This is a genomic window from Planococcus notacanthi, from assembly GCF_030407825.1.
Classification (GTDB): Bacteria; Bacillota; Bacilli; order Bacillales_A; family Planococcaceae; genus Planococcus; species Planococcus notacanthi.
In genome coordinates this window covers 913,491-933,910 of record NZ_JASDCQ010000001.1, presented here as the reverse complement: position 1 = coordinate 933,910, position 20,420 = coordinate 913,491, and the positions used below count along the sequence as shown (strand labels likewise).

Annotated in this window: 18 protein-coding genes; 7 read left to right on the top strand and 11 right to left on the bottom strand. The window is 46.1% G+C overall.

Annotation, left to right across the window (positions count from 1 at the left end; genetic code table 11):
- Positions 1 to 102 precede the first annotated feature (102 nt).
- Positions 103 to 567 carry a macro domain-containing protein gene (locus tag QMA01_RS04510; RefSeq protein ID WP_301611057.1) on the bottom strand — a complete coding sequence of 155 codons (465 nt, stop codon included), beginning with the start codon at positions 565 to 567 and terminating at the stop codon, positions 103 to 105.
- 300 nt (positions 568 to 867) lie between these two features.
- On the opposite strand from QMA01_RS04510, the gene QMA01_RS04505 reads away from it, so the two are divergent.
- The 3 genes from QMA01_RS04505 (at position 868) to pgeF (ending at position 4,250) form a co-directional block, all read left to right on the top strand.
- Entirely contained in the window at positions 868 to 2,109 is a 1,242-nt protein-coding gene (locus QMA01_RS04505; RefSeq protein ID WP_191715615.1) for a PucR family transcriptional regulator, read from the top strand.
- Between the two features lie 120 nt (positions 2,110 to 2,229).
- A complete protein-coding gene (ald, locus tag QMA01_RS04500; RefSeq protein ID WP_191715614.1) occupies positions 2,230 to 3,360 on the top strand; it encodes an alanine dehydrogenase in 1,131 nt (376 codons plus the stop codon).
- A 131-nt stretch (positions 3,361 to 3,491) separates the two neighbouring features.
- Positions 3,492 to 4,250: a peptidoglycan editing factor PgeF gene (pgeF, locus tag QMA01_RS04495; protein WP_290184712.1), complete on the top strand. Its 759-nt coding sequence runs from the start codon at positions 3,492 to 3,494 to the stop codon at positions 4,248 to 4,250.
- 282 nt (positions 4,251 to 4,532) lie between these two features.
- Here the strand turns inward: pgeF and QMA01_RS04490 are convergent, their stop codons facing one another.
- On the bottom strand, positions 4,533 to 5,831 hold the full coding sequence (locus QMA01_RS04490) for an L-lactate MFS transporter (protein ID WP_191715612.1): 1,299 nt from the start codon (positions 5,829 to 5,831) through the stop codon (positions 4,533 to 4,535).
- 514 nt (positions 5,832 to 6,345) lie between these two features.
- On the opposite strand from QMA01_RS04490, the gene citZ reads away from it, so the two are divergent.
- Positions 6,346 to 7,461, top strand: a complete 1,116-nt coding sequence (citZ, locus tag QMA01_RS04485; RefSeq protein WP_290214388.1) for a citrate synthase — start codon at positions 6,346 to 6,348, stop codon at positions 7,459 to 7,461.
- Positions 7,462 to 7,574: 113 nt separating this feature from the next.
- On the opposite strand, the gene moaA is transcribed toward citZ, so the two are convergent.
- From moaA to QMA01_RS04440, 9 genes are all read right to left on the bottom strand, one after another.
- Complete coding sequence (moaA, locus tag QMA01_RS04480; protein WP_290185806.1) at positions 7,575 to 8,591, bottom strand: GTP 3',8-cyclase MoaA; 1,017 nt, start codon at positions 8,589 to 8,591, stop codon at positions 7,575 to 7,577.
- Complete coding sequence (locus QMA01_RS04475) at positions 8,581 to 9,171, bottom strand: molybdenum cofactor guanylyltransferase (protein ID WP_191714453.1); 591 nt, start codon at positions 9,169 to 9,171, stop codon at positions 8,581 to 8,583. Before QMA01_RS04475 ends, moaA begins: the two co-directional genes overlap by 11 nt.
- Positions 9,168 to 9,401, bottom strand: a complete 234-nt coding sequence (gene moaD, locus QMA01_RS04470; protein WP_191714452.1) for a molybdopterin converting factor subunit 1 — start codon at positions 9,399 to 9,401, stop codon at positions 9,168 to 9,170. Before moaD ends, QMA01_RS04475 begins: the two co-directional genes overlap by 4 nt.
- A complete protein-coding gene (locus QMA01_RS04465) occupies positions 9,398 to 9,838 on the bottom strand; it encodes a molybdenum cofactor biosynthesis protein MoaE (protein WP_191714451.1) in 441 nt (146 codons plus the stop codon). The genes moaD and QMA01_RS04465 overlap by 4 nt, the downstream gene beginning before the upstream one ends.
- Positions 9,825 to 10,343: a molybdopterin-guanine dinucleotide biosynthesis protein B gene (gene mobB / locus QMA01_RS04460; RefSeq protein WP_191714450.1), complete on the bottom strand. Its 519-nt coding sequence runs from the start codon at positions 10,341 to 10,343 to the stop codon at positions 9,825 to 9,827. Before mobB ends, QMA01_RS04465 begins: the two co-directional genes overlap by 14 nt.
- The gene (locus tag QMA01_RS04455) at positions 10,331 to 11,575 is read right to left on the bottom strand and encodes a molybdopterin molybdotransferase MoeA (protein WP_290185813.1); all 1,245 of its coding nucleotides are present in this window, start codon (positions 11,573 to 11,575) and stop codon (positions 10,331 to 10,333) included. Before QMA01_RS04455 ends, mobB begins: the two co-directional genes overlap by 13 nt.
- 285 nt (positions 11,576 to 11,860) lie before the next feature.
- Complete coding sequence (locus QMA01_RS04450; protein ID WP_191714448.1) at positions 11,861 to 13,144, bottom strand: L-lactate MFS transporter; 1,284 nt, start codon at positions 13,142 to 13,144, stop codon at positions 11,861 to 11,863.
- A 256-nt stretch (positions 13,145 to 13,400) separates the two neighbouring features.
- Positions 13,401 to 14,207 (bottom strand): formate dehydrogenase accessory sulfurtransferase FdhD, encoded by an 807-nt coding sequence (gene fdhD / locus QMA01_RS04445; RefSeq protein WP_191714447.1) that lies wholly within the window; start codon positions 14,205 to 14,207, stop codon positions 13,401 to 13,403.
- Positions 14,194 to 14,577: a Na-translocating system protein MpsC family protein gene (locus QMA01_RS04440; protein WP_191714446.1), complete on the bottom strand. Its 384-nt coding sequence runs from the start codon at positions 14,575 to 14,577 to the stop codon at positions 14,194 to 14,196. Before QMA01_RS04440 ends, fdhD begins: the two co-directional genes overlap by 14 nt.
- 343 nt (positions 14,578 to 14,920) lie before the next feature.
- Here QMA01_RS04440 and fdhF point away from each other — a divergent pair, with 343 nt between their 5' ends.
- The 3 genes from fdhF (at position 14,921) to aceA (ending at position 20,352) form a co-directional block, all read left to right on the top strand.
- Entirely contained in the window at positions 14,921 to 17,848 is a 2,928-nt protein-coding gene (gene fdhF / locus QMA01_RS04435; protein WP_290185816.1) for a formate dehydrogenase subunit alpha, read from the top strand.
- A 14-nt stretch (positions 17,849 to 17,862) separates the two neighbouring features.
- Positions 17,863 to 18,342, top strand: a complete 480-nt coding sequence (locus tag QMA01_RS04430; RefSeq protein ID WP_191714444.1) for a helical membrane plugin domain-containing protein — start codon at positions 17,863 to 17,865, stop codon at positions 18,340 to 18,342.
- A gap of 717 nt (positions 18,343 to 19,059) precedes the next feature.
- Positions 19,060 to 20,352 carry an isocitrate lyase gene (gene aceA / locus QMA01_RS04425; protein WP_290214387.1) on the top strand — a complete coding sequence of 431 codons (1,293 nt, stop codon included), beginning with the start codon at positions 19,060 to 19,062 and terminating at the stop codon, positions 20,350 to 20,352.
- The last annotated feature ends 68 nt before the right edge of the window (positions 20,353 to 20,420 follow it).

Sequence of the window (20,420 nt, the reverse complement as noted above, 5' to 3'; positions counted from 1 at the left end):
CTTTAACAATAGTTAAAAGCTTAGCCTTGGAACAAGCTGCCTTCCCATCACCGGAAAGACAGCTTGTTTCTTTCTGCCATCATCCAGAAATCAGCTGTGACTTTATCCGCTGAACAGCACCATATATACCAGCAGTTCTTGTGTTTCTAAAAATGACTCAATCTCCGAAACAGCTGTTTCCAGCGCCTGTTCTTTCGGGTAACCATAGATTCCTGAAGAAATAAGCGGAAATGCGATCGACTTGCAATCTAAAGATGTTGCCAGCGCCAATGAATTCCGGTAGCAAGAACGCAATAATTTCTCTTCTTCATGCGCACCGCCCTGCCACACTGGTCCCACAGTATGAATAATGTATTTTGCTTGCAAGCGGAAGCCTTCTGTGAAAACTGCTTTCCCTGTCGGACAATACCCAATTTCATCACAGGCCTGTTGTAACTGTTCCGCACCTGCTGCCCGGAAAATCGCTCCACAGACACCACCTCCCATTTGAAGCGCTGAATTGGCCGCATTAACAATAGCATCCGTTTCCATTTTGGTAATGTCGTTTTGGACTATTTCTAATGGCATGTTCATGATCCCCTTTCTTTCCTGTCTATTTTGGATTGAAACACTTCTGCCTTGGTAATCCGACTAAGAACGCCCATTATAAGTACTTCTTCACCTGATGCCTTTCATTCCCCTTTAACGAACCGATCACTTTTCTTTACCATAAACCTTGCCCCAAAAGATGTAAAGCCTCTCTTTCCGATATTATCCCTGTTGATTCTAGCTGACGGCTGTAGAGGAAGGCGCCTCTTTTCGTTATACTGATAATAGAGATTAATGACTACGGCTTTGAAGATTAAAGACCGTCAAAGGAGCGCCTCCATGAACGAAATGACACCAAAGAACCCATTCAAGAAATCTTTTTTCGATTTGAAGGAGCTGGTCGACAGCATCCACGAAAACCTGCTGTGTCCAGTCACTATTGAAGATACGAATCATCGCCTCCATGCTTACAGTTCCCATGAAGACGACACCGATGCTGCTCGGATCGGCACCATCATTTCGCAGCGCGTACCTGAAAAGGTGATTAATCGGTTATGGAAAGAAGGAATTATTCCAAAATTGATGCAGTCGGACGCTGCGCTGCGCATCCCCCATATCGAAGACATTGGGCTGCGTGACCGGGTAGCGATTGCCATTCGGAAAAACAATGAAATTTTAGGCTATATTTGGGTCGTCGAAGGACCTCGAAAACTCATGAATGAGCAATTGGACCTCTTGAAAGACGCAGCAAGTGCTGCGACTCCTTTGATGGCGAAGCTGTACCAGAACCGAAAACGAAAAGAAGAAAATTACCAAGACTTTTTTTGGCAGCTTCTTACTGGCCAATACAAATCCTTAAAAGAAATTCATGATAAATTCTATGACCTGAATCTGCGGATGCCGGACAGTTTTACAGTTTTAACTTTCCGATTCCAGCAGGACATCACCCGAAAAATGGAAGAACAACTTTCCTATTTGATCACCACCAGCCAGAAAATCATCAATCACTTTTTAGTGGTCATGGATGAGGAATTGATTTTGATCGCTTCCCCGCATCCATCACAGCCAGCAGACGAAGCCTTTGATGATTTTATATCCTTCTTCATTTCTGAAATGGCCAACCGTTTTTCCATTTTGGATGTTGAAGGCGCTTACGGAACAAGCTATGGCGATATTGATAAAGCAGAAACGAGTTACCAGGAAGCATCGAAAGTTTTGGAAATGAAGAAACGCTTTCCTGAGGAGCTCGAAAACGTCTTCCATTTCCGGCGCCTTGGCGTTTTCAGGTATATGGATGTGCTTCATAAAGACCAACGCGCTAAGCGATATGAGCATCCTGCCATCGCTAAACTTGAGACTTATGACAGACTTCATAATTCCAACCTGTTGAAGACATTGGAAGTTTTTATCCAACAAGACAGCAATATGAACGATGCAGCCAAAAAACTGTTTGTCCATACTAATACGCTTCACTACCGCATCAAACGCATCTCGGAAATAGGCAGTATCCGTCTAAGCGATGTCAATGAAAAACTGGGCATTTACCTTGATCTGAAAGCACGGAAATTTGATGAAAAATAGTCTTTTGTGAGATTTCACAAAAGAGTCGGACTTATTTCTTTATTTCATACAATGAACAACAACAGCGTTACCGCTATACTTATGGATATCTACACCATTCGTTTTATAGGGGGAAGAATAATGATTATTGGAATTCCGAAAGAAATCAAAAACAACGAGAACCGAGTGGCCATCACTCCTGCTGGAGTCGACGCTTTTGTAAGAGCTGGACATCAAGTCATCATCGAAACGGGTGCTGGATTGGGAAGCAGCTTTACAGATGAAGATTACATCGCGACAGGAGCGAAAATGGTTGGCTCAGCCCAGGAAGCCTGGTCTGCTGAAATGGTCATGAAAGTAAAAGAACCCGTTGCTTCTGAATACAAATACTTCCGTGAAGACCTGTTATTGTTCACTTACCTTCACCTTGCTGCTGAACCTGAATTGACAAAGGCATTGGTAGACAATAAAGTAACTGCGGTCGCTTATGAAACGGTTTCGGTTAACCGTACTCTTCCATTATTGACGCCTATGAGTGAAGTGGCTGGCCGGATGGCTGCCCAAGTCGGCGCTCAATTCCTTGAAAAAGTATACGGCGGCAAAGGAATCTTATTGTCCGGTGTACCAGGTGTGCAACGCGGCAAAGTGACAATCATCGGCGGTGGAGTTGCAGGGACGAATGCTGCGAAAATGGCAATCGGCCTTGGCGCACAAGTAACGGTCATTGACTTGAGCCCGGAACGCCTTCGCCAATTGGATGATATTTTTGGAACTGATGTGACGACATTGATTTCCAATCCATTCAATATCGCAGAAGCGGTGAAAGAATCTGATCTGGTTATCGGAGCAGTCCTCATTCCGGGATCGAAAGCACCGAAATTGGTGACAGAAGAAATGGTTCAATCCATGAACCCTGGCTCTGTTGTCGTAGATATCGCCATCGATCAAGGCGGAATCTTCGAAACAACAGACCGCATCAGCACACATGATGATCCGACGTATGTAAAACACGATGTAGTCCATTACGCGGTAGCTAATATGCCTGGCGCAGTTCCACGCACGTCGACAATCGCTTTGACGAATGTCACAGTTGGTTATGCACTGCAAATGGCCAATAAAGGCGTACAGAAAGCGATCGCAGAAAACCCGGCATTGAAGCTTGGCGTCAACACAGCAAACGGCAGCGTCACTTATGAAGCAGTAGCTAAAGACCTTGGCTTTGATTTTGTTTCAGTTGATGAAGCCTTAGCGAAACCTGCTTCATTGGTATAAGACATACACCACAAACAGCCCTCCCCTGTAATTTTTCAGGGAGGGCTTTTTTGTGCAATAAACTAAAGAGCTGCATCTGTCTTCCTCTGCATTTACTTTCTGTTACTCTATATGTAAGAAAGGTGATGAAAATGAAACTGAAATTCTATGCAAATGAAGAAAGCTTTATAGCCGGCATGACACAAAAAGACGCTGCCGAGCCTGAAAACAATAACATGGCGCTGCATGCCTGTGAAAATCCACAAATGGTTTTGGCCAATCGTGAAAAACTGGCACACCACCTGAACACTCCGCTCGCCCATTTCATATGCGCCAATCAAACGCATAGCGCCAATTTTCGGCGCGTCTCTAAAGCAGACAGCGGTCGCGGAGCAATTTATGCAAAAGACGCCTTTGCGGACACCGATGCGCTATATACCTATGATTCCGGCCTTGTATTATGCAGTTTTGCAGCTGATTGTGTACCTGTCATTATCCGCGACCGGAAAACCGGCTTGGTCGGCGTCATCCATTCCGGCTGGCAAGGTACCATCAAAGAGATCACATTGAAGTTGCTTCAGCAACTGATCGAGGTCGAGAAATCCGACCCGGATGACCTTGAAATTCAAATTGGGTCCGCCATCAGCCAACAAAAATTTGAAGTGGATCAAGACGTCTATTTCAAATTCGATGCCCTCGGCTATGCTTCTGAATTCATGTTTTATAATAATGCATCAAGCAAATACCATATCGACAATCAAGCCGTTGTAAAAAGACAATGCGAGCTTGCCGGTATACCTTCCGAACAGATTGATATCGATAGAACATGTACCTTTTCAAGCCCTGATGGCTTCTCATACCGTGAAAATAGGAATAGCGGCAGACATTTGATATTTGCAATGAAAAAATGACATTAGGCTACGCACAAGAAATTTCTGGACAAACAATCAAATAAGAACCTGAACCCTTTATATATATATGTCATTTTATGTTGCCAGGGTGCAAATCCTCTTCATATCGGTGATTTACAAACTATGATATAGACAAAAAATCCGTTTTCAGAAGACCTTAAAGGTTTTCGAAAACGGATCTTTTGCTTATTGGTGCTTTATAAGCGAAACTGCAGCATTTTTAAATCATGACTTTTATATCATTTTTCTTCTATCGAAATAACAACAATAGAACTAATTCTTTTAGTTATTTCCCTCTTGAAGATTAAGTCCTTTTGAAGCAGATTTTTGTGTTTTCTCCGCTTTCGGATGTCCTTCAATTCGTTTGATATCCCAACGGATCAATAACGAAATCAAGAAAGCAATGGAAACCAAAACGATGAAAATGTAGAAAACCGGTTCATAGCTGCCTGTACGTTCTCTGACTTGCGAAACGATAGCAGGTCCGATAATGCCGCCCATCGACCAAGTTGTCAATAAATAACCGTGGATTGCACCCAATTGTTTGGTTCCAAAAAGATCTCCGACAAATGCTGGCAAGTTGGAGAATCCTCCGCCGTAACAGCTGACAACTACCAAAATCAACGCTTGGAATACCAATACATGTGTGATGTTTGGAAGCATCGTGAATGCCACTATTTGAAGAGCGAAGAAAATGGTGAAGACTGTTGGCCGTCCGATGTAATCGGAAATTGCCGCCCACCCGAGTCGGCCGCCGCCATTAAAGATTCCCATGATACCGACTAACGTAGCAGCGCCTGCTGCAGAAAGTCCGATTAATTCCTGTGACATCGGTGATGCCACCGAGATGATCATGATGCCCGCACTGACATTGATCAGCATCATCGACCAGACCATCCAGAAGCGGCGAGTCTTGACTGCTTCTTTAGCAGTCAATTGCGCCAAATCCTTTTTCATTACTTTTTTGCCCGAATCAATTGCTTGCTGCATACCAGCTGGCATCCAGTTTACAGGCGGCGGTGCGATGTATGAAGCACCCAAGATGATCAAGATAAAATAGCTGATGCCTAACATGTAGAAGGTAGTGCTGACGCCAAATGACTCCATCAGGTTGGCTGCAACAGGTGCTGTAATCAAAGCTCCTGCGCCGAAGCCCATAACAGCCATTCCTGTAGCCAATCCTCTGCGGTCCGGAAACCATTTAACAAGAGTGGAAATAGGTGCAATATAGCCTACCCCTAATCCAAGTCCACTTAACAAACCGTATGTAAGAAGGAATAAAACCAGTGAATCAATTTGAACAGCAAAGCCTGCTCCAGCTTGTCCGATACCGAATAGGAAAGCTGCTAAAATTGCTGATCTCCGTGGACCGTTCTTCTCAACAAATCCTCCGAAGAATGCAGCGGAGATTCCTCCAAGTGCCATCATAATGGTGAAAGCATACGTAATTTCTTTAGGTGCCCAGCCCATTTCAGCGCTGATCGGTGTTGTGTAGACGCTATAGGCATAAGCCGCTCCAATGGATAATTGAATCGCTATGGCTGCTAAAGCAATCAGCCATCTGTTTTTTGTTTTGCCCATTAAAAATCCTCCTTTAAACCATTTTTATCTGCTTCAACGTTTTAGAAGCGATTCTAAAGAGAATATATGCTATTGCAAAATAATACAAGGGTATTTTTGAAAATATTTATTTCCATTTGCAGCTGAAATGTCGTGAATCCTTGCGGCTGTAAGAAGAAATGTCTAATAATATTTTTTAAAAAATTTGAAATAATCTAGAAAACTATATTTTTGTTGTTTTTATACACGTGATATGTTGGTCAATATTACTTTTTTAGAATATTCTCTTCTTTAACTATTGAATATTCTGCTTTAAGCATGATTTCTGCAATCACAGACATTTTAAACAGTTTTTTTATTCAAATAAGTTAAAGTAAATAAATAACACAGAATAGTCACAGATACCCCGAGTTACGGTCTTGACCTGCTAAAGACTTACAAAAATTCTGAAAATGTAAACGCTTTACTGACTATTACAATAAATCGGTTTTGCGGCAGGACTGGGAACTTGAATCAGATTAAAGGAGCGATTTTAATGACAGCAACAAAAGGTTTAGAGGGTGTAGTAGCAACCCAATCCGCGATCAGCTCGATCATTGATGACACACTTACATATGTCGGCTACGATATTGATGACTTGGCCGTAAACGCGAGCTTTGAAGAAGTGATTTATCTGCTGTGGCACCAACGGTTGCCAAAAGCAGACGAATTGGCGGAACTGAAGCAGCAATTGGCAGACAACATGGCGGTTCCACAGGCTGTGCTGGACCACTTTAAAACATACGACATCAAATCGGTTCACCCGATGGCGGCACTCCGCACGGCAGTTTCCATGCTTGGCCTGTTCGACGAAGAGGCAGAAGTAATGGAGCCGGAAGCGAACTACCGCAAAGCCATCAATATCCAGGCGAAGATTTCGACGCTTGTGACGGCTTTCGGCCGCATTCGCAATGGCCAGGAGCCGATTGCACCCAAATCGGACTTGAGCTTTGCGGCGAACTTCCTGTACATGCTGTCCGGCAACCTGCCGGAAGCAGTGGAAGAAGAAGCGTTCAATAAAGCGTTGGTGCTTCATGCCGACCACGAATTGAACGCATCGACGTTCACGGCGCGTGTGGCTGTGGCAACATTGTCTGACGTCTATTCCGGCGTCACGGCAGCCATCGGCGCCTTGAAAGGCCCGCTTCACGGCGGCGCCAACGAACAGGTGATGAAGATGCTGACGGAAATCGGCTCTGTCGACAACGTGGAAGCGGTCATCAACGAAAAACTGGCGAACAAAGAAAAAATCATGGGCTTCGGCCACCGTGTCTACCGCAATGGCGACCCGCGTGCGAAGCACTTGCGTGAAATGTCCCAGAAATTGACGCAGATCCGCGGCGAAGAAAAATGGTACGACATGTCCGTGAAGATCCACGAAATCGTCACTGGCCAGAAGAACCTGCCGCCGAACGTCGATTTCTACTCGGCATCGGTTTACCACAGCCTGAACATCGAACACGACCTGTTCACGCCGATCTTTGCGGTTTCCCGCACATCCGGCTGGCTGGCGCATATCCTTGAGCAGTACTCAAACAACCGCTTGATCCGTCCGCGTGCGGAATACATCGGGCCTGGCATGCAGACGTATGTGCCGGTTGAAGAACGCTAAGAGAAATATTTATCCTTTCCATTTACGGTTTGGACCATATCGACTCATCTAGATAAGCAAATGAAAAAGGCGATTCCTGTGTTTACAGGAATCGCCTTTTTCATTTGCCCCTGTTATCCGCCGATATAGGACATGCCGATTTTATTGCGGTTTTTTGCGGTGAATTCAGTGCGTTCATCCGAGTAGCGGTCATCCCGACGTTCCCAGACAGCTGAGATTTTTTCCAATAGTTCCTCATCGGTCAATCCACTCCGAATCAATTCCCGAATATCAAAATGGCCGGTTGCGAACAGGCAGGTGTAAAATTTACCGTCAGATGACAGGCGTGCGCGCGTACAAGATGAACAGAAAGATTCCGAAACGGATGTAATAAATCCGACTTGGGCATCCCCTTCTTCAAAACGGTAACGCTTCGCAACTTCACCATAATAATCTTTGTCGACAGGTTCCAGTTTATAGACGGTCTGCAGTTTGTCGAGAATCTGTTTTTTGGTCACTACTTTTTTAAAGCTCCAGCCATTGTCGTTGCCGACATCCATGAATTCGATAAAGCGCAATGTAATGCCCCGGTCTTTAAAATAAGCCGTCATCGGCAAAATTTCTTGTTCATTAACATCTTTTTGGACCACCATATTGACTTTAATTTCAAAACCGACTTGTTGTGCAAAATCAATTTGCTTCAATATATGAGAAGGTTCGACACCTCGGCCGTTTAATTTTCCAAACAGCTCAGGATCCAAGGCATCAAGGCTGATGTTCAATCGGCGCAATCCTGCATCATAAAGGGCCTGTGCTTGATTGCCAAGAAACATGCCATTTGTCGTTAAGCCGATGTCTTCCACCCCTTCAACCGAAAGGATTTTTTTAATAAGCTCAGGCAACCCTCTGCGCATCAAGGGTTCTCCGCCTGTCAGCCGGATTTTTTTGACACCCATCGCCACAAATACTTTAGTCAGGCGATGGATTTCTTCAAATGACAATAATTCCTGCTTCGGCAAGAATGCATAATCATCTCCGAAAACTTCTTTTGGCATGCAATACGAACAGCGGAAATTGCAGCGGTCGGTAACCGAAATCCGCAAATCCCGTATCGGGCGATGAAATTGGTCCTGTACTGGTTTAATGGCCATTTTGCCACCCCCTCATTTGATCGTCGGGTTGGTTCACATTACGGAAAACAAGCGGCTCTTCATGGATTTCTGATGAATCGATCCACTCGGTAGCCACTTTCTCCATAAACTTCATGACGCGGAATTGTCCAGCCTCCAGCTCTTGCTGCAGCTGTTCTTTTACCCGTTTATCCCAAATACTGAACAACGGGATTTTTCCAACTGTGTTCCATAAGGCTGTAATGTCTGACGCGTTGTCTGCAAGATCCAACAGCCTGGCTGTTTCTGCAGGCCCTACATACGGCATATCACAAGGCAGCACGAAATATTTATCTGCTCTCTTGGCAACCATCCCTGACAGGATGCCCGCCAGCGGCCCTTGTCCTTCAATCCAGTCGAGATCGGTAACGACTTCAGCATCGGATGAAAAGCGTTCCATCAATTCAGGTCTGGAAATGATGACCACATCATCACAAACAGCCGCTAACGCGTTATAAGCTCTTTCATAAAACAACTCTCCTTCTAGTTCCGCAAACGCCTTTGGGGAACCGTACCGCCGTGACAGGCCGCCTGCCAACAGGATTCCAACAAGAACTGTCATCCTCCGCTTACCGGTGGGATAAAAGCCACAACATCTCCTGTTTCCAGCACATCCGTCGGCAGCGCATATTCTTCATTGACAGCCACACGTGCTGCCCCCGAAACAAAATCCGGGTATTTCTCAGTCGCCCATTGCCATAAGTCTTCTACAGTCCGACCGGCCATATCGACTTGTTCTTCAGAAACACCGGTCTGTTCACGGAGTCCTGCAAAATAATGCAATTGGATCATGTCAATTCCCCTTCCGGTTTTTTCTTCTGGTCGCCGATCCATTCTTCGCCGTCTTCCCAAATTTCTTTTTTCCAGATCGGTACAATTTCTTTTATCCGTTCAATCGCGTATTCATTCGCTTCATAGGCTGTTTTCCGGTGCGGCGATGAAACCGCAATAACAACCGCAATGTCACTGATCTGCAGCTCGCCGATCCGGTGGGCAATCGCCACTTTCGTCCCTTCCCAGCGCTGTTCAATTTCTTCGCCGATCTGCGCCAGCTTTTTCTCTGCCATCGGCACGTAAGCTTCGTAAGAGAGATACATTGTCCGTACCCCTTTTGTCCACTCACGAACATGTCCAGTGAATAAAGTAACTGCTCCCGCTTCAGGGCGCAAGACAAAATCTGCGTAAATTTGAGGGTTGATCGCTTCTGTTACAATTTCAAATGCCTTCATTATCTATCACCATCCAATTCGCAAACCAATTCTGTAATAGCTTACTGTCATTCTGAAGAATCAACCGGATATTGTCCAGCTGCAATTCTTCCGGTGCAATTGCCAAGACGATATTTTGCAGCTTTTGAAGCTCCAGGCTATCTTCAACTGAACGCAGCAAAACAATTTTTTCAAAAGGCGCTTCTTTAAAGCCTTCCACCAAAATCAAATCCGGATTCCCTAAAGAAGCATAGTCAACTAGTTCTTCTACTGTTGCTGTTTGTTTTTGCTGATGCATTTGTATGATGCCATCCCCATATGCAATGGAACAATCAGCGCCGCTTCCCAACAAACGCATGCTGTCGGTATCTGCTTTCGGCAGTTCAAGCGGGCCACCATGGCCATGGTGCTTAATGAACGCAACCGTCTTTCCTTTATTTTTAGCCTGTTCCAGCAAATTTAAGGCCAGTGTTGTTTTGCCGCTGTTTTTGAAGCCGACAACTTGCAATACCTTTAGAGCCGCCATTTGCTTGCCCCTTCCTCCATTCCGAGAAGGAGGACATCAACCGTGTCGCTCCTGTGGAATCCGCGGCTGCCTCCAGGCAACACAATCAACGCATTGCCTCGTGCGATCGATGATACCGCATTCGATTTATTGAATCCAGCCGGTGACACTGTTTCGCCGTCGTAAGAAGCGCGGATGAAACGTGTAAATGGATTGGCTTTTGTGAAATCTTCTCCTAAAACCGCTTTTGTCTGCGGCAAATATAGTTTTCCCGCTCCCATCATCTTCAGCAGGGCGGGCCGCACGAACAACTCGAATCCGGTAAAGCAAGCAGAAGGGTTTCCGGACAATCCAAACAAATAGCGGCCATTTGCGACGGCAACAGTTGTCACACTGCCGGGGCGCATGGCTACTTTGTTGAACAATACTTCAGCCCCGAGCCGTTCATAGATCGCCGGCAGAAAATCAAAATCTCCGACGGAAACGCCGCCAGTCGTAATCAGGCAATCGGTTTCGTCCGCAGCTTTTTTGACCACTTCGTAACTTTCATCCAATTGGTCAATCGACATGCCGTACATCTTGCAGCGGAAACCCATTCGCTTCAGTTGGGCAACAATCATCGGTCCGTTGCTGTTGCGTATTTTGCCCGGCACTAATTCGTCATCGACCCCCAGCAATTCGGTTCCGGTTGAAAGGATTCCAACAACCGGTTGTTTCGCTACCGCGACTTGCGAATAGCCGAAAGTCGCCAGCAACGCGATTGTGCCTGGATTGATCAAACTTCCGCAATCGATGACCACTTCGCCTTTCTGGACATCTTCTCCCTGCAAAGAGACGTTTTCGAGTGCCTCAAACGGTTTTCGAATTGTGATGCCTTGTTCAGTTTCGACCGTCTGTTCAAACATCACAACGGCGTCAGCCCCTTCCGGAAGCTGGGCTCCCGTCATAATGCGGATTGCTTCATTGGCCCTCAGTTTTTCAGCCGAGACTTCTCCCGCTCCAATATGGTCAATGACACGAAACGAGATCCGATTATCGCCTGATGCTCCGGCAGAATCCACTGAACGGATGGCATAGCCGTCATAGGGAGACCGGTTGAACGGCGGCACATCACTGGAAGCGACGATCGGTTCAGCGAGGATACGGCCGTAGCTTTCTTCCAGGTCCACCTTTTCACTTCCGATTAGAGACGCCTTGCACAAAACCCGTTCGAGTGCTTCTGAAACGGAGATTGGCCTACGTTTTTCCACCATTATTCTTCAGCTCCTACTCATTAAAATGCTGGCATTATTTACATATGTATGTGGAGCTCTTTAAAGCTTTGATATTTTTTACAATGGACCTATACGTATTAAACTTATACAAAGCCTGAGAGCCTGTCAAACTGACCTTTTCGAATAAAACAAAAACAACCTTGGCAAATGGAGCGTTCAAGGTTGTTTTTAAGATTGGATTTTTTTACTTCTGTCGAAAATGAAGAAGTCATTTCCTCTTCACATTGTTAATTTCTGGAATGACATCCAAAGGTGTCTCTATTATCAATCGCTGACGGTTTCTGCAGTTGGCGCTACAGCTATTTCTCCATTTTTGGCACGGATTCTCCGGATATCCAAACGAATGACCAGTGAAATGATCAAAGCCACTACGAACAGGCCGGCGAAGAACAACAGGCTGCTTTCATAGCTTCCCGTCTTATCCTTCATGAAAGCGGCGAACAAAGGTCCTGCGAGGCCGGCTGCTGCCCACGCAGTCAAAATATACCCATGGATTGCTCCCAATTGTTTCGTACCGAAAATATCCGCGATGTATGCTGGGATCGATGCAAATCCACCGCCGTAGCATGTATAGATGATTGCCAGCATGATCTGGAAGAAAATCGCGTTGGTAGTGAATGGCAATAATGCAAATAACGCAATTTGTATAACGAAAAATGCCGTATACGTATTCGGTCGGCCGATGTAATCGGAGATTGCCGCCCAGCCCAAACGTCCGAGGCCGTTGAAAATTCCAAGGACACCAACCAAAGCCGCTGCCTGGACGGTAGTCATGCCGATGCTGTCAATTGCCATCGGTTTGGCCGCCGATAAAATCGCGATTCCGCATGTGACGTTGATGAATAGCATAAACCATAAGTAATAAAAGCGCTTTGTCTTTACTGCCTCGTTGGCCGTCAGCTGGGACAAGTCGATTTTCCGTTCAGCTTTGCCGGTGTTTATTTTTTCTTCAAAGCCTGCAGGCATCCAGCCTTCTTCCGGCTTTTCAAGATACAGGGATGACAGGGTCATGATGATCAAATAGGCTGCTCCTAAAATATAAAAAGTTTGTTCCACTCCAACTGAAGTGATGAGCATTTCCATAATGGGGCTGCTGATGGCTGCGGCAAAGCCAAAGCCCATGATGGCAAGGCCAGTAGCCAAACCGCGGCGATCCGGGAACCATTTGACCAATGTGGAGACCGGCGCAATATAACCGATGCCAAGCCCGATTCCCCCAAGCGCTCCGTAAAACACATAGAGCATCGGCAAAGAGGAAGCGCTTACAGCAAAGCCCGAGCCAATGATGCCGGCACCGAAGAAAAAGGCTGCTACTAATCCCGCTTTTCTCGGACCGTATTTCTCTACAAAGCTGCCGAAAAAGGCTGCCGATAATCCCAGGAACAGGATGGCGATGCTGAATGTCAGCTGCACTTGGCTGGTGGACCACCCAAACTGGTCAATCAGTGGATTGGTAAAATTGCTCCATGCATAGACGGAGCCGATCGAAATATGTATTCCTACTGCAGATAATGCGATTAACCATCTGTTTTTCGGCTTCTTTTTCATTTCCCTAACCTCCTAGTCAATTGCTTGTGTTTATATAAAATGATTTCCAACAGTGAAAATCATCAGTTTTAGGAATTGCGGTCATTTGTATTTCGACTAGGCAGGCAGGAAATACCAAACTGGGAATAAGTAAAATCACAATAAACACTGCGATGGCTGGAATATACAGCTCAGAACTGCCTCTGTTTAATAACCGAAATATTTAGACGATTAGAAGCATAGCACCCTTCCCTTTTTTTGTCACTCTATTTTTTTACTAAGTTGCAGAAGTTTCTTTACTGACAATCCGTTCAGGGTGCGTATACAGATTGAACGATCCACCGCGAATAAAGCCGACAGCGGTGATGCCCAAATCGTCTGCCAAAGTCAATGCCAATTCTGTTGGTGCGGATTTCGACAGGACAATTTCACAGCCGATCTTCGCTACCTTCAGCAAAATCTCTGATGAAATCCGCCCGCTGAAGACGATGACTTTGTCGCGGACGTCAATATTGTTCACCAGGCAATAGCCGTAGATTTTATCGAGTGCATTATGTCTGCCGATATCCATGCGCGAAACGATGATGCCGTTCGCGTCACAAAGCGCCGCATTATGGACGCCGCCTGTCTGCTTGAACATTTCAGCTGAAGCCGCCATCCCCTCCATAAGCTGAAAGCAATTTTCCGGGGTTAGCGTTACGCTGACATCGGACATTTTTTTAGCAATCATAGCATCATGCGCAAAGACAAATCCCTGTCGGCTCATGCCGCAGCAGGAACTGATGAACCGCTTGTTCTGGAGCTGCTCAAAAAATGGATAGACTTTCTCAGCGGTTATGTGGACCGTTCCCGTTTTTTCTTCCACCCGGATTTCCTGGATGTCCCGGTAATTGGGGATGATGCGCTCAGATACCAAAAAACCGATGGCCATTTCTTCCATATGCTCAGGTGAACAGACGATAGTGATAAACTCTTTGCCGTTTATTTTAATGGTAGCCGGTTGTTCGACAACAACACGGTCTTCTTTTTCGATAAACCCGCCTTTTTCGTAGCGCAGGATTTTTCGTGCTTTATCTTGTTGCATCGGTTTTGCCTCCTGGCTGTCCATTTTGGTCAATCGGCCGGTCAAACAGAAATACAGATACGGCGATGTCGTCTTCAACTTTGATGTCTGAGAATAGATGGACGAATTTGGCCCCGACCAATTCCTCCATGCCTTCCGGTGCTGATGTGGCATAGACACTTTGGATCATCCGGGTGCGCGCAGTGTGGACCATTTCTCTGCCTTCCGGTGTTCTGGCAATGAATTGTTCTGAGGGGCTCAAATTCCCATATAAAGTCGCGATGGCCATATCATTAACAAAGACAGTCTGTATGCGTTCGGGACCTTTTCCAAAAAGGTTTTTCCGCAACTTTCGAATGATGTCATTGAATTCATGGATCTGTCTGGACATGTAGATCCTCTCCTCTTTCGGACTTGTAATTTTTTGACTAGTACCAATTTTAGTTGTGCATCTCATTTTTACTGTATATAATAATAGCATATGTTGGTGTTGCTGTATTTTAATGCAACAGCGCTTTCACTTTACCCTATATATTTGGATTGGTCATTTAACAAGTCCTGTTAAGACACTATTCCACTATGAAACAGATGCACTTGTCAAGTGTGTTTTTCATGGTGGAATTTTTTTATCCCTTTTTTGCGGACAGTTTGATTCCCCTATGCCGAGGAGGCTGGCAGGTCAAACGTCCGTTGTAAAAGCTGGATGCTGCATATCATAAGAAGGAGGTTTTGGCATGTCCATTAAGATTAACGGTTCCCCTGTCGAGTTCGAGCAGGGAAAAACCATTTTACAGGTGCTCAACGAAGAAAAGATTCTTCATCCGCAAATCTGTTATATGCCTGAAGTCGACCCGATCGAAACCTGTGACACATGTATCGTTGAAGTTGACGGAAAGCTTGTTCGTGCCTGTTCAACTCCAGCAACTGCCGGTATGGAAGTCCAATTGGCTTCCCCGCGCGCCAAGGAAGCGCAAACCGAAGCCATGGACCGGATTCTTGAGAATCACTTGCTGTACTGCACAGTCTGCGACAATAACAATGGCAACTGCAAAGTCCACAACACTGTCGACATGATGGAAATTGAACACCAAAAATACCCGTTCGAACCGAAGTGTACAGTCGATGAAGTTGATTTAACCAATCCGTTCTACCGGTATGATCCGAACCAATGTATCGCCTGCGGCCAATGTGTCGAGGTCTGCCAGAACCTCCAGGTCAATGAAACTTTGACGATGGACTGGTCACGCGACCGGCCGATTGTCCTGTGGGACGGCGGCGCCAAAATCAACGATTCTTCCTGCGTCAGCTGTGGCCAATGTGTTACTGCCTGTCCGTGCAATGCCTTGATGGAAACATCGATGCTTGGTGAAGCAGGTTTCATGACCGCCATTCCGGAGAAAATCCTGAAGCCGATGATTGATTTGGTGAAAGACGTTGAACCGGGCTATAGCGGCATCATGGCCGTATCGGATGCAGAAGCAACGATGCGTGAAACACGGACGAAAAAAACCAAAACAGTCTGTACATTCTGCGGTGTCGGCTGTTCATTTGAAATCTGGACTAAAGACCGTGAAATCCTGAAGATCCAGCCTGTTTCCGAAGCGCCGGCCAATGCCATCTCCACTTGCGTAAAAGGCAAATTTGGTTGGGACTTCGTCAATAGCGAAGAGCGCATCACCACTCCCCTCATCCGCAAAAATGGTGAGTTTGTCGAAGCTACTTGGGAAGAAGCGCTTGATTTAGTCGCTTCGAAATTCAAAACGATCAAAGAACAAAACGGCAAAGATTCAATCGGTGTCATCTCGTCTTCGAAAATCACCAATGAAGACAATTACATCTTACAGAAGCTGAGCCGCCAGGTATTTGAAACGAATAACGTCGATAACTGCTCACGCTATTGCCAATCCCCTGCGACAGACGGTTTGTTCCGTACAGTCGGAATGGGCGGAGATGCCGGAACCATCAAAGACATCGCCAGCGCGGGACTCGTCATCATTGTTGGCGCCAACCCGGCAGAAGGCCATCCCGTATTAGCGACTCGCGTCAAACGCGCGCACAAATTGCATGGCCAGAAATTGATTGTTGCCGATATGCGCAAAAATGAAATGGCCGAACGCTCGGATATCTTCATTACGCCGAAACAAGGCACGGACCAGGTATGGCTGATGGCTGTAACGAAATACATGATCGACCAAGGCTGGCATGATCAGCAATTCATCGATGACAACGTCAATTATTTCAATGATTTTAAAGAAGTGCTGGACCAGTACACATTGGACTATGCCGAGCAACGCAGTGGCGTTTCCAAGGAAACCTTGATCCGCACAGCTGAAATGATCCGTGATGCTGACGGCACTTGCATCCTTTGGGGCATGGGAGTCACGCAAAATACCGGTGGTTCTGACACGTCCGCTGCAATTTCCAACCTCTTGCTGGCGACTGGAAACTATCGCCGGCCAGGAGCTGGCGCATACCCGCTGCGCGGCCACAACAATGTTCAAGGAGCTTGCGACATGGGCTCATTGCCAGGCTGGCTTCCGGGCTACCAGCATGTTACAGATGACGCTGCCCGCCAAAAATTTGAACGGGCTTATGGAGTGAAAATCGACGACAAGCCGGGTATGGATAATATCCAAATGCTGCAGGCTGTTGACGAAGGCATCATGAAGGCCATGTATGTTGTCGGTGAAGATATGGCATTGGTCGATTCGAACGCCAACCACGTAGATGAAGTTCTTGCGAAACTTGACTTTTTCGTCGTACAGGACATTTTCTTCTCACGGACCGCCCAATACGCAGATGTCATCCTTCCGGCAGCCCCGTCACTTGAAAAAGACGGTACTTTCACCAATACAGAACGCCGCGTTCAGCGTCTGTATAAAGCACTTCCTGAACTCGGCCATTCGAAAGCGGATTGGTGGATCGTCCAGGAAATCGCCAACCGCCTTGGTGCAGGCTGGAACTACAGCCACCCAAGTGAAATTTTTGCAGAAATGGCGAGTCTGTCTCCATTGTTCGCGAAAGCCGATTACACGAACATGGAAGGTTGGAACAGCTTCCTTTGGGGCAGCCTTGAAGGAGAAAGCACCCCACTCCTTTATGCCGATGGCTTTAATTTCCCGGACAAAAAAGCGCGTTTTGCATTGTCCGATTGGGTAGAACCAGTAGTGTTTCCGGTCGAGTACGATCTGCATATCAATAATGGCCGTTTGCTGGAGCATTTCCATGAAGGCAATATGACCGATAAATCAAGAGGGATCATTTCCAAACTGCCGGAAACTTTCGTTGAAGTGTCTCCGCAGCTGGCTAAAGAACGTGGACTGGAAGATGGATCAACTGTCCGCCTCGTCTCCCCTTACGGCGCATTGAAATTGCCCGTCATCGTTACAGGGCGAGTAAAAGGCAATGAATTGTTCATGCCGATGAATTCAACAAACAAAGAAACGGCCATCAATTTCCTGACTGGACCGGCTGTCGATCAGCGTACCAATACGCCGGCTTATAAACAGACCAAGGTCCGGATGGAAGTGCTGAAAGACCATGTCAAACGCCCGCTGCCAAAATCAAATCCGCGGGACAAGAAACGGACGCCAGTATCCGGCATCGAAGTGGAACGCAAATGGGCACGTGAAGGTTATGTGCACCTGACAGATCAACGATAGAAAGGTGATGTCCAATGGCAAGCCCAATAACGCAGATCAAGAAGAAGGAATGGACCGCTGACGAAATCCGTCAGCAAAAACTCTACGAATTGGAAACGCTGATTGCCGAACAGGATCAGGCGCTTAATAAATTATTGGCCATTACTGGTGATTTGGATGATGCAGGTGTCTTGGATGCTGTCCTCGCGATGGTCAAAGCGAAAGAAGGCATTGCCGAAGTGGTCATGGGCCAGGCAACACGTGAACCGGTGACCAACCTCATCAATAATATGATGAGTGCAGCAGGCGCACTGACAGCGATTGATCCGGCTTCAACAGGCAAGCTGGCTTCGAGTGTCGTCAATGGCTTAAAAGAAGCGGAAACTCAAAATAATAATGGCAAAAAACTTGGGGTGCTCCAGCTGGTAAAAGCATTCAGAGACCCTGACATCAACCGCACCATCAAGTTCGGCCTTAACTTCCTGAAGGGGATGGGAAAAGGATTGGACCGCTAATAAGCTTTTAAAAATATTCCCTTATAGAAACAGCCGCAGCTTTCTTCCTAGCTGCAGCTGTTTTTTTTACTTTATCGCGGGCAAGAACCACTTTCGATGAACGAAAATCCTGTTCTATTGCTTTTATGGATTCAGCCTAATGATGGATAATAGATCATCCTTTCCTTTTTCTGTATGCCTTCTGAACGTGTGTGCACTTGTCAATTTTTATCGTCATTCTATAAGAGCTTCTATTATATAGAAGAAACTGCTTTGAGAGTGCCTTGGGTCCCTCTTTTCAAATTAGCTGTGGCAAGGTTTTAAGCACAGTTTTCCTCTTAAATTTTTTCTGTTCCTTCTATATATTAAAAGGAATCAAATTCAAAGATTGCATGATTGAATGGTTATTATGTAGAGACGGTATGTTTTTCTAAACGGTTTGTCCAAAATCACTGCTTCTTCAACAGTACTTTTTGCATCCATCGCCAGTCTGCATCCTCCTATTCGCTTCCATCGTCCTCACCTTCCCCTTTCCTCATACTTCTCCTAAAACTGTATTGAAACAGGATATCAGAATACTCTCTCTTCTTTATCGCGAATAGTCGTCCCTTATCGGTAAATAATCGCTTTTGTCCAATTTTGAAGACAACCATCTCTTTCTGTTATATATTAATTAACAAGAAAACAAACTGTACTAACACATATTGTTGATTCTCAAATCAGAAAGGGATGGATGACATGGTCGCAAACAAACAACAACAAATCGAGGAACTGAATAAGAGCTGGGAACAAGACGAACGCTGGAACGGCATTGAACGTATGTACACAGCTGAGGAAGTCGTAAAGCTTCGCGGTTCTATCCAGATTGAACATACATTGGCGAGAAAAGGTGCTGAACGCTTGTTCCGCTCGATTCACGAAGAAGATTTTGTGAATGCACTCGGCGCATTAACTGGCAACCAGGCAGTTCAACAAGTTAAAGCAGGATTAAAAGCAATTTACCTGAGCGGCTGGCAAGTAGCTGCGGATGCAAACTCTGCAGGCCAGATGTACCCTGACCAAAGTTTGTACCCGGTCAATTCAGTACCTGATGTAGTGAAGAAAATTAACCAGGCGCTTCAACGTGCAGATCAAATCGATGGCGTTGAAGGCACAGAAGGCTTTGACTGGTTCGCACCAATCGTAGCAGATGCAGAGGCCGGCTTTGGCGGACCGCTGAATGTCTACGAATTGATGAAAGCGATGATCGAAGCAGGAGCTGCAGGCGTCCACTTTGAAGATCAATTGGCTTCCGAGAAAAAATGCGGACATTTGGGAGGCAAAGTATTGCTTCCAACTCAAAATGCAGTAAGAAACCTGACTGCAGCCCGATTGGCAGCTGATGTACTCGGCGTACCGACCCTCATCATCGCCCGTACGGATGCAGATGCAGCTGATTTGATCACAAGCGACATCGATCCACGCGACCATGCTTTCATCACAGGCGAACGCACACCTGAAGGCTTCTACCGTACGAACGCAGGAATTGGCCAAGCTATCGCACGCGGCCTGGCATATGCACCTTATGCGGATCTTGTGTGGTGTGAAACGTCCCACCCGAACCTGGAAGAAGCTCAACAATTTGCTGATGCCATCCATGCTGAATTCCCTGGCAAATTGCTTGCCTATAACTGTTCACCTTCATTCAACTGGAAAGCGAAGCTTGATGAAGAAACAATCGCGAAATACCAGGTTGAACTTGGCAAGATGGGTTACAAGTTCCAGTTCGTTACATTGGCTGGCTTCCACTCATTGAACCACAGCATGTTCGAACTTGCTCACGATTACAAAGACAACGGCATGGCGGCATACTCGAAGCTGCAGCAAGCTGAATTCGCCAACGAATCGAAAGGCTACACAGCGACACGCCACCAGCGTGAAGTTGGTACAAGCTACTTCGATGAGATTTCACAGATCGTTTCGGGCGGTACAAGCTCGACAACTGCTATGAAAGGCTCGACTGAAACCGCTCAATTCACAACTGCTAAGTAAGCAACCCTTATCTATTGAATAGCATCCACCACAACGCCACGGCATTCAAACCAAATTAACCTATTGGA